The sequence below is a fragment of the Paraburkholderia sp. genome (assembly GCF_049581445.1).
Taxonomy (GTDB): domain Bacteria; phylum Pseudomonadota; class Gammaproteobacteria; order Burkholderiales; family Burkholderiaceae; genus Paraburkholderia.
On record NZ_JBAURZ010000046.1, the window covers coordinates 1 to 8,454 of the forward strand.

At 63.3% G+C, this 8,454-nt stretch carries 7 protein-coding genes and 1 pseudogene; 6 read left to right on the forward strand and 2 right to left on the reverse strand.

Features of this window, described 5'->3' with window-relative positions:
- A pseudogene (locus WCA85_RS03085) lies at window positions 1-168 on the reverse strand (SAM-dependent methyltransferase); the annotation flags it as partial.
- Window positions 165-830, reverse strand: coding sequence for a phosphoribosylglycinamide formyltransferase (purN, locus tag WCA85_RS03090; protein WP_424061704.1), 666 nt, complete (start codon window positions 828-830; stop codon window positions 165-167). The gene purN and the pseudogene WCA85_RS03085, both read right to left, overlap by 4 nt.
- 154 nt (window positions 831-984) lie before the next feature.
- On the opposite strand from purN, the gene WCA85_RS03095 reads away from it, so the two are divergent.
- The 6 genes from WCA85_RS03095 (at window position 985) to dut (ending at window position 8,377) form a co-directional block, all read left to right on the forward strand.
- The gene (locus WCA85_RS03095) at window positions 985-1,980 is read left to right on the forward strand and encodes a bifunctional riboflavin kinase/FAD synthetase (protein WP_424061705.1); all 996 of its coding nucleotides are present in this window, start codon (window positions 985-987) and stop codon (window positions 1,978-1,980) included.
- A 185-nt stretch (window positions 1,981-2,165) separates the two neighbouring features.
- A complete protein-coding gene (gene ileS, locus WCA85_RS03100; RefSeq protein ID WP_424061706.1) occupies window positions 2,166-5,003 on the forward strand; it encodes an isoleucine--tRNA ligase in 2,838 nt (945 codons plus the stop codon).
- Complete coding sequence (gene lspA, locus WCA85_RS03105) at window positions 5,003-5,506, forward strand: signal peptidase II (RefSeq protein ID WP_424061708.1); 504 nt, start codon at window positions 5,003-5,005, stop codon at window positions 5,504-5,506. Before ileS ends, lspA begins: the two co-directional genes overlap by 1 nt.
- Window positions 5,507-5,587: 81 nt before the next feature.
- Window positions 5,588-6,802: a bifunctional phosphopantothenoylcysteine decarboxylase/phosphopantothenate--cysteine ligase CoaBC gene (coaBC, locus tag WCA85_RS03110; RefSeq protein ID WP_424061709.1), complete on the forward strand. Its 1,215-nt coding sequence runs from the start codon at window positions 5,588-5,590 to the stop codon at window positions 6,800-6,802.
- A 73-nt stretch (window positions 6,803-6,875) separates the two neighbouring features.
- Window positions 6,876-7,877 (forward strand): LLM class flavin-dependent oxidoreductase, encoded by a 1,002-nt coding sequence (locus WCA85_RS03115; RefSeq protein WP_424061711.1) that lies wholly within the window; start codon window positions 6,876-6,878, stop codon window positions 7,875-7,877.
- A gap of 53 nt (window positions 7,878-7,930) precedes the next feature.
- Entirely contained in the window at window positions 7,931-8,377 is a 447-nt protein-coding gene (gene dut, locus WCA85_RS03120) for a dUTP diphosphatase (RefSeq protein ID WP_424061713.1), read from the forward strand.
- The last annotated feature ends 77 nt before the right edge of the window (window positions 8,378-8,454 follow it).

The window sequence follows — 8,454 nt, forward strand, 5'->3', positions numbered from 1 at the left end:
CCGCAGCACGGCAAATACCGCCTCGGCGATCACGCCGCGCTCCCCGTGCCCGAGCTTCGGATGGGCGCGGAAGAAGCGGCTGGTCGCAGCGTCGGCGGGGCCGGCGAGCTTCAGCACGTCCGCGAGCAGCGTTTCGGTTTGTCCAATCAGAAATCCATGCAGTCTCATACGCCCTCTCCGGCGATCTTGTTGCTATTGATGTCGGCAAAGAGCCATTGCGGCTCCGGCGGCGTCAGCGTGACACGCAGTCCGTCGAGCGCGACGCGCCCTTCAACGAACCAGCGCACCGCGCGTGGGTAAATAATGTGTTCAGTAGCGAGAACCCGCTCGGCCAGTGCCGCAGCGTCGTCACCGGCGAGCACCGGCACGGCGGACTGGATCACAATGGGCCCATGATCGAGCTGCGACGTGACAAAATGCACCGAAGCGCCATGCAGCCGAACCCCGGCGTCAAGCGCCTGTTGATGGGTCTTGAGGCCTGCAAAGCTCGGCAGCAGCGACGGATGGACGTTTAGCATGCGCCCCGCATAGCGGTCGACGAAGCCTGGAGTCAGGACGCGCATGAACCCGGCCAACGCGACCAGATCAGGCGTAAAAGCGTCAATTTCGCCGGCCAGGGCGGCGTCGAAGGACTCACGATCGGGAAACTGGCGGTGGTCGACCACCGCCGTGGCAATACCATGCGACGCGGCGAACGCGAGGCCCGCAGCGTCTGGACGGTTGGCAATCACGGCGGCGACTTGCGCCGGCCAGCCTTCGCGCGAACAGGCGCGAACGATGGCTTCCATGTTGCTGCCCCGCCCGGAAATCAGGATGACAAGTTTTTTCATCCGCGGATTTTATCATTCGGGGCGCACCGGAACGGCGCCGCGCCGCCCTGCCTTGCGTTGAGCGTTTATAATCGTTTGTTTTGCGGCTTGCGCGTTTGCCTGTTGCACGTCGCGTTACACGTCGTCCCAAACTAAAGTCGCCCAACCCGCTATCGTGAGAGTCTTCCGCGGTCTTCCCAATGCCGAGAGCCGGGCGCCCTGCGCCCTGACCATCGGCAACTTCGACGGTGTCCACCGCGGCCACCAGGCGTTGCTCGCCCATGTGCGGGCCGCCGCCGACGCACGCGGCCTGCCCGTCTGCGTGATGACCTTCGAGCCGCACCCGCGCGAATTCTTCAATCCCGCCAGCGCGCCGCCGCGCATCGCGATGCTGCGCGACAAGCTCGAAGCGTTGTGCGCCAATGGCGTGGACCGGGTGGTCGTCGAGCACTTCAATCACACCTTTGCCAGCCAGACGCCGGACACCTTCGTCGAGCGGATCATTGTCAACGGCCTGCACGCCCGCTGGGTGATGATCGGCGACGATTTCCGCTATGGCTCAAAGCGCGCGGGCGATTTCGATTCGCTCAAGGCAGCGGGCACGCAACACGGCTTCGAAGTCGAGCAAATGGCGACCGTCGCTGACCCATCGGGCGCGCGCATTTCCAGCTCCGGCGTGCGCACGGCCCTGATAGCGGGCGATCTGGATGCGGCGCGCGCCGCGCTTGGCCGCGATTACCTGATCAGCGGCCACGTCGTCCACGGCATGAAGCTGGGCCGCGATCTGGGCTTCCCCACGTTGAACATCCCGATCGCCCACAAGCGCCCGGCGCTGTCGGGAATTTTCGTCGTGCGGGTTCACGGCGTGGCGGATGAGCCGTTACCGGGCGTCGCCAGCCTCGGTTTGCGCCCCACGGTCGACGACTCCGGCCGCGTGCTGCTCGAAGTGCATCTGCTCGACTGGCACGGCGACGCGTATGGCAAACTCGTGCGCGTCGAATTCCTGAAGAAGCTCCGTGACGAGGAGAAATACGACGACCTCGAAACGCTGACCGTTGCCATTGCGCGCGACGTCGCCAATGCGCGCGCGTGGTTCGCAGCCGTCGGTAACGGCACGCCGGGCAGCCGTTCAACCGGCTTTGCCACTTCAGCCACAGACCGAATTAGATAGCCGCCGCGGTACGTGGCAGCGCTGGCAGGATCAAGCGCCACACGTACCGATCGCCGCGCGCTTCGAAGGGCGTCCGTGGATCACGCGACGGGCCTGTCGGGCGCGCCTAATGCGCAGCGGACTTGAACGCCGCTGCGTACACCGCGCCCTTAATGCGCATCGAAAGAATTCACCGCGACCACACCATGAGCAACAAGAAAGCCGATTCGAAACCGCAGTCCCGCTATCCGGTCAACCTGCTCGACACGCCGTTTCCGATGCGTGGCGACCTGCCCAAGCGCGAGCCCCAATGGGTCAAGGAATGGCAGGAGCGCAAGATCTACGAAAAGATCCGCGCCGCCAGCAAGGGCCGCACGAAGTTCATCCTGCACGACGGCCCGCCGTATGCGAACGGTGACATCCACCTCGGCCACGCGGTCAACAAGATCCTGAAGGACATGATCGTCAAGGCGCGCAACATGGCGGGCTTCGACGCGGTCTACGTGCCCGGCTGGGATTGCCACGGCATGCCGATCGAAATCCAGATCGAGAAGCAGTTCGGCAAGTCGCTGCCGGCCGCTGAAGTGATGCAGAAGGCGCGCGCCTATGCGACCGAACAGATCGAGAAGCAGAAGATCGGCTTCCGCCGTCTGGGCGTGCTCGGCGACTGGGACAATCCGTACAAGACGATGAACTTCACGAACGAAGCCGGCGAAATCCGCGCGCTCGCGAAGATCATTGAGAAGGGCTACGTGTTCCGCGGCCTGAAACCGGTGAACTGGTGTTTCGACTGCGGCTCGGCGCTGGCTGAGGCGGAAGTCGAGTACGCAGATAAGGTCGATCCGACCATTGACGTGCTATTCGCCTTTGCCGAGCCGGAAAAGACCGCGCAGGCGTTCGGCCTCGCAACATTGCCGCGCAGCGAAGGCGGTGTCGTCATCTGGACCACGACTCCGTGGACCATCCCCGCCAACCAGGCGCTCAACGTTCATCCGGAGATCGTCTACGCGCTGGTGGATACGCCGCGCGGTCTGCTGATTCTCGCGGAAGAACGCGTCGAAGCGTGCCTGAAGCAATATGGCCTCGAAGGCCATGTGGTCACAACCACCACGGGCGCGAAGCTCGCCAACCTGCGCTTCCATCATCCGCTCGCGTCGGGCCATCCGGCCTACAAGCGCACGGCGCCGGTGTATCTCGGCGACTACGTGACGACGGAAACCGGCACCGGTATCGTCCACTCGTCGCCCGCCTATGGCGTGGAAGACTTCGTGTCGTGCAAGGCGCACGGCATGGCCGATTCGGACATCATCAGCCCGGTGATGGGCGATGGCCGCTATATCGAATCGCTCGCGCTCTTCGGCGGACTGTCCATCTGGGCGGCCAATCCGAAGATCATCGAAGCGCTCGAGTCTGCCGGCTCGCTGCTGCGCACGCAAAAGTTCGAACACAGCTACATGCACTGCTGGCGCCACAAGACGCCGATCATCTACCGTGCAACCTCGCAATGGTTCGCCGGCATGGACGTGAAGCCGAACGACACCGACAAGACGCTGCGCGAAACCGCGCTCGAAGGCATCGAGAACACGGCGTTCTATCCGTCGTGGGGCAAGCAGCGTCTGTTCAGCATGATCGCCAACCGTCCGGACTGGACGCTGTCGCGGCAACGCCAGTGGGGCGTGCCGATGGCGTTCTTCGTGCATAAGGAAACCGGCGAGTTGCATCCGCGCACGCTGGAGTTGCTGGAAGAGGTCGCGCAACGTGTCGAGAAGGCCGGCATCGAAGCCTGGCAATCGCTCGATCCGCGTGAACTGCTCGGCGACGACGCCAACATGTACGAAAAGAACCGCGACACGCTCGACGTGTGGTTCGATTCGGGCACCACGCACTGGCACGTACTGCGCGGCTCGCACAAGGAGGAACTGCAATTCGCGGCTGACCTTTATCTGGAAGGCTCGGACCAGCACCGCGGCTGGTTCCATTCGTCGCTGCTGACCGCCTCGATGCTCGATGGCCGTCCGCCTTACAACGCGCTCCTGACGCACGGCTTCACCGTCGACGGCGAAGGCCGCAAGATGAGCAAGTCACTCGGCAACGGTATCGATCCGCATGAAGTCGCGAACCGGCTTGGCGCGGAAATCATCCGGATGTGGATCGCCTCGACCGACTACTCGGGCGAACTGGCCATCTCCGAAGAAATCCTGAAGCGCGTGACGGAAGGCTACCGCCGCATCCGCAACACGTTGCGCTTCCTGCTCGCGAACCTGTCGGACTTCGACTTCGAGAAAAACGCCCGTCCGGTGGAAGACTGGCTCGAAATCGATCGTTACGCGGTCGCGCTGTCGGCCAATCTGCAGACGGACATCCTCGCGCACTACGACAAGTACGAGTTCCACCCGGTGGTCGCGAAGCTGCAGACGTTCTGCTCGGAAGACCTCGGCGGCTTCTACCTCGACGTGCTGAAGGACCGCCTCTACACCACCGCGCCGGATTCGGTCGCCCGCCGCGCCGCACAGACCGCGCTGTACCACATCGCGCACGGTCTGCTGCGCATCATGGCGCCGTTCCTGTCATTCACCGCGGAAGAAGCCTGGAAGGTGTTTAAGCCGGATAGCGAGACCATCTTCACGGAAACCTATCACGCGTATCCGGAAGTGGCTGGCGCCACAGCACTGCTCGACAAGTGGACCCTGCTGCGCGCAGTGCGCAGCGACGTCACCAAGGCACTCGAAGAAGCGCGGGTTGCGAACCTGATCGGCTCGTCGCTGCAGGCGGAAGTCGAAATCCGCGCGAGCGGTGCGCGTCATGACGCGCTCGCCAGCCTCGGTGCGGACCTGAAGTTCGTGCTGATCACTTCGGCTGCAACGGTCGTGAAGGTTGAGGGCGAAGCGGATGAAGGCGTCGAGGTGACGGCATCGAAGTATCTGAAGTGCGAACGCTGCTGGCACTACCGCGCGGACGTCGGCGAAAATGCCGAACATCCGACGTTATGCGGCCGGTGCTTTAGTAACCTGTTCGGAAGCGGCGAAATGAGGAGCGCGGCATAATGGCAAGAACCCTGTCGAAACCCGCCAGCAGTGGTTCGCTGGCGCCGTGGTTGGGCGTAGCATTGATCGTCATCCTGTTCGATCAGTTGACGAAAATTGCAGTGCAGAAGGTGTTTACCTATGCCGTGCCGCATGAAGTCGCGCCGTTCTTCAACTTCTTCCTGGTGTACAACCGCGGCGCCGCTTTCAGCTTTCTCGCTGCGGCGGGTGGCTGGCAGCGCTGGGCCTTCACTGCGTTGGGCGTCGTCGCGGCGCTAGTGATCTGCTATCTGCTCAAGCGGCACGGCGCGCAAAAGCTTTTTTGCACCGCGCTCGCACTGATTCTGGGTGGGGCAATCGGCAACGTGATCGACCGGCTGGCCTACGGCCACGTGATCGACTTCCTCGACTTCCACGTGGCGAGCTGGCACTGGCCGGCGTTCAACCTCGCCGACAGCGCGATCACCATTGGCGCGATCCTGCTAGTGCTCGACGAGTTGCGGCGGGTGCGCGGTTCGCGCTAACGCCGCGAGGTTTGGGGGCTGGCGCGTCTGAGCGGGCTCGGATGCGTTCAGCCAGCCGTCATGCTTTGTCGGAGGCTTTCGTTGGCAACCGCAGAACTCGCAGGAAAACATCTCGTCCTCGGCCTGACCGGCGGGATTGCCTGCTACAAAATCGCCGAACTCACGCGCCTCCTCACGAAAGCAGGCGCAACGGTGCAGGTCGTCATGACCGAAGCGGCCACCCAGTTCATCACGCCTGTCACCATGCAGGCGCTGTCCGGCCGCCCGGTTTATTCGAGCCAGTGGGACGGACGTGTGCCGAACAACATGGCGCACATCGACCTGTCGCGCGAAGCGGACGCCATCGTAATCGCGCCCGCCTCCACGGACTTCCTCGCCAAACTCGCGCACGGCATGGCCGACGACCTGCTCTCGACGCTGTGCGTCGCCCGCGACTGTCCGCTGCTGGTCGTCCCGGCGATGAACCGGCAGATGTGGCAGAACCCGGCCACGCAGCGCAATGTCGCGCAGCTTCGCGCCGATGGTGTCGAGGTGCTCGGCCCCGATTCCGGCCCGCAGGCGTGCGGCGAAGTCGGCGATGGACGGATGCTGGAACCCGCCGCCACGTATGAAGCAATCGCCTCGTTCTTCCAGCCGAAGATTCTCGCGGGTCACCGCGTGCTGTTGACTGCCGGGCCGACCTTCGAGCCGCTGGATCCAGTGCGCGGCATCACCAACCGTTCAAGCGGCAAGATGGGTTTTGCGCTTGCTCGCGCGGCCCAGCAGGCCGGCGCCGACGTGCACCTGATCGCCGGTCCGGTTGCGCTGGATACCCCGTGGGGCGTATTCCGCGAGGATGTGCAAACGGCGCAGGAGATGCACGACGCCGTCATGCACGCGGTGCCCGACTACGACATATTCATTGGTGTCGCCGCAGTCGCCGACTGGCGTGTCGACCACGTCAGCGAGCACAAGATCAAGAAGACGGCCGACCGGGCCATGCCCACCTTCACGTTCGTCGAGAATCCGGACATCCTCGCCGCAGTGGCGAAGTTGCCCCAGCCGCCCTACTGCGTTGGTTTTGCAGCAGAGAGCGGCGACCTCGACGTGCACGGCGAAGAAAAGCGCATTCGCAAGAATGTGCCGCTGCTAATTGGTAATCTCGGTCCGCTCACGTTCGGTCTGGACGACAACGAAGTTGTGCTGTTCGAAGCGAGCGGCGCAACCAAATTGCCGCGCGCCGACAAGCGGACGCTCGCCCTCGCGTTGATGGCCGAGATCGCGAAGCGATTGCCCAACAACAGCCGGATCCGTTAGGCACGCGGTTTGTCACAAGCTTAGTCACGCACTTTTTCTTGCGGAATCTGAGTCACCCTGGAGCTGGACTGTCATGACGCTACTCTCTGTGCTCGATCAAACGCCCGTGATCGACGGGCACTCAGTGGCGGACGCGATCGCCGCCACCGTCGAACTCGCGCAACTTGCCGACGACCTCGGCTACACGCGCTACTGGTGCGCCGAGCATCACGGCTTGCGCGGCGTGTCGAACCCCTGTCCCGAGGTTATGCTGGCGCGCCTTGGCAGCGTCACCCGGCGTATCCGTCTCGGCTCCGGCGGCGTGATGCTGCCGTACTACAGCCCATTCAAAGTTGCCGAGCAATTCATGATGCTCGAAGCACTGTTTCCGAACCGGATCGATCTCGGCGTCGGCCGCGCACCGGGCGGCGATATGCGCACTGCCCAGGCGGTCGCCGCAGGCGCCTACAACCGCGGTGACATCTTCCCGCAGCAAGTGGCTGATCTGGTCGCGCTGATGAACGGCACGCTACCTGGCGATCATCTCGCGCAGGGTGTCTTGCTGCAGCCGCAAGTGGAGACGCGCCCGCAACTGTGGATGCTCGGGTCGAGCGAGTTCGGCGGGCTGCTCGCCGCGCAACTCGGTATCCGCTTTGCGTTTGCGCATTTCATCAATGCGCACTTCGGTGATCAGGTGGCGCATGCGTATCGCGAGCGTTTTACGGCAGGCAACGAAGCGCAGCCCTATCTGGCTGCCGCTGTGTTCGTGATCTGCGCCGATACCGAACAGGAAGCCGCAGACCTGGAGAAGGCCGTCGACTTGCGCCGCGTGCAGATGGCGTATGGCCTGAACGAACCGATCCCCACGGTCGAACAGGGCGTAGCACAAGAGTACGGCGAACGCGAAAAGCTCGTCATTGACCGCGAGAAGCCGCGCAGCATTATCGGTACGCCGGAGCGCGTGACCGAGCGCATGCTCGCATTGCAGGCGCAATTCCAGGCCGACGAACTGATTGTGCTGACCGTCGCGGGAAGCTACCGCGCGCGGCTGCGATCGTATGAACTGCTGGCCGAAGCCTTCCAGCTAGCAGGCTGACACCACGCTATCCCTCTCACGCATTTTCAACCCTATCCATTGATTCCACCTGCATGAAACTCGACCTGAAGATTCTCGACGCGCGCATGCGCGAACAACTCCCGGCTTACGCGACCACGGGTAGCGCAGGCCTCGATCTGCGTGCATGCCTCGATGAGCCACTGACGCTGCAACCTGGCGAAACGGCTCTGGTGCCGACGGGTCTGGCCATCCACGTGGGTGACCCCGGCTATGCGGCCCTGATCCTGCCGCGCTCGGGGTTGGGTCATAAGCACGGTATCGTGCTGGGGAACCTGGTCGGCCTGATCGATTCGGATTATCAAGGTCAACTTATGATCTCGACGTGGAATCGCGGCCAGACTGCGTTCAAGTTGAATCCGATGGAACGCCTCGCCCAACTCGTGATCGTGCCGGTCGTGCAGGCCGAATTCAATATCGTCGACGACTTCGAGCTGAGCGATCGCGGCGCGGGTGGATTTGGCAGCACGGGCAAGCACTGAAGGTTTTGCGCACGGGCGATGTGCGCCCGCGAGGCGTTGCGGGCGTTAAACAAAAAAGCGGCTCGGGCCATTTGGCC